We start from the raw sequence: 436 nt of genomic DNA on the forward strand, positions 1-436 counted from the left end.
CTTTTTATTCATCCCTTTTTCAAAATGTACTGTATTACCATCATTATAAAATCTAGGTTTATATATACTATCTTGCAACGATCCATTACCTCTAAGGTAATCAATAATTACTTCATTAAGAATAGTTGGTATTTTATTTCCACCAGGGCTACCAATTCCCATATAGTAGTCTGGTCCAACTATAATTGTTGGAGATATATATGACCTTGGCACATTATTTTTAGCATGATAATTGTTACTATCTTTATTATCAGAGAAGTTCGTCATGGAATTATTCATATAGAATCCTTCATCCATATATTTACCAGACCCAAAGTATCCTGATAGTGTATTTGTCGTACTCGTCATTTGACCTTGTTTGTCAACGACTACAAAGTGTAAAGTACTCGTTTTCTTAACACTATTATCGCTAATAGAGTCAGATGTATTTTGATTG

At 31.4% G+C, this 436-nt stretch carries 1 protein-coding gene; it reads right to left on the reverse strand.

Annotation, left to right across the window (positions count from 1 at the left end; all coding sequences use genetic code 11):
- Window positions 1-436 (reverse strand): gamma-glutamyltransferase (locus HZY83_RS05900; protein WP_179943133.1); only part of this gene is annotated, 436 nt, incomplete at both ends.

This window comes from Gemella sp. GH3 (genome assembly GCF_013415425.1).
GTDB lineage: Bacteria > Bacillota > Bacilli > Staphylococcales > Gemellaceae > Gemelliphila.